General features: G+C 49.6%; 1 protein-coding gene. It reads right to left on the bottom strand.

All coding sequences use genetic code 11. The features are described 5' to 3' along the window. On the bottom strand, window positions 1-383 hold a 383-nt coding region (locus BK120_RS34380; protein WP_372239038.1), incomplete at both ends, for a fibronectin type III domain-containing protein.

The raw sequence follows: 383 nt of genomic DNA, 5'->3' as shown, positions 1-383 counted from the left end.
TTGTTCCACTTTAATGTTTGTTGCATTCGTTGCTGCGCTCCATGTGAATGTTGCGCTTGTTCCCGTTTTGCTTGCACTCGCGAAGTCTGTTAGTGCGATTGGATTTGTCGTCACCGTTACTACGTTTGAGTCGCCTGCATTTGCTCCACCTGTTACAACTAGGCGGAAGTCATATCCTGTCGCTGCCGACAAGCCTGTTACTGTTGCTGTTGTTGCATTGGTGGCAATCACGCCTGTTGTCGCTGTTGTCCATGTGTTTGCACCTGTTGGTGATTGCTCTACTTTAATGTTTGTTGCGCCCGTTGCTGCGCTCCAAGTGAACGTTGCGCTTGTTCCTGTCTTACTCGCACTCGCAAAGTCTGCTAGTGCGATCGGATTTGTCG

Origin of the sequence: Paenibacillus sp. FSL A5-0031 (assembly GCF_001956295.1) — a bacterium.
Lineage (GTDB): Bacteria > Bacillota > Bacilli > Paenibacillales > Paenibacillaceae > Pristimantibacillus.
Note: the sequence above shows the minus strand (reverse complement) of the source record. Positions and strands in the feature narration are given on the sequence as shown.